General features: G+C 71.1%; 1 pseudogene. It reads right to left on the bottom strand.

Annotated elements, in window-relative coordinates:
- Positions 1 to 381 (bottom strand): annotated as a pseudogene (locus AC1DBX_RS20725) (endonuclease/exonuclease/phosphatase family protein); the annotation flags it as partial.

Here is a 381-nt window from a genome sequence, read left to right as displayed (position 1 = left end):
GCTGGAACCGTCCGCCGGGAAAACTGAGCAGCTTGGACTTGAGGTGCACGCTGACCAGGTCGAGGTCGTTCCCGTTCACGGAGACCCGCACCCGGAGCGCGCCGCGGCCCATCCGGGTGAGCGCCGCTCCCGCATCGTCGGTCGGAACGCCTTGCAGTTGGAGCGGGATGTCGGCGTATTCGCTCGTCGCCGTCACCGGGACGCGTGTGGCGAACCCGACCCGGATGGCGTGCGACGGTTCGAAGAAGGTCGAGAGCTGCCCGGTCCACCCGGCGCCGAGCGCGGCGAGGAGGGCGTCGAACGCCCCGAGGTCCCCGACCTCCTGCAGGGCGACGACGTCGACGCCGGCGCTCGTGATCGTGGAGGCGAGCAGCGCGACCT

The organism is Arthrobacter sp. 10N44_2, assembly GCF_056394385.1.
The sequence above is the reverse complement of the archived record's forward strand: the minus strand, read 5'-3'. Positions and strand labels throughout refer to the sequence as shown.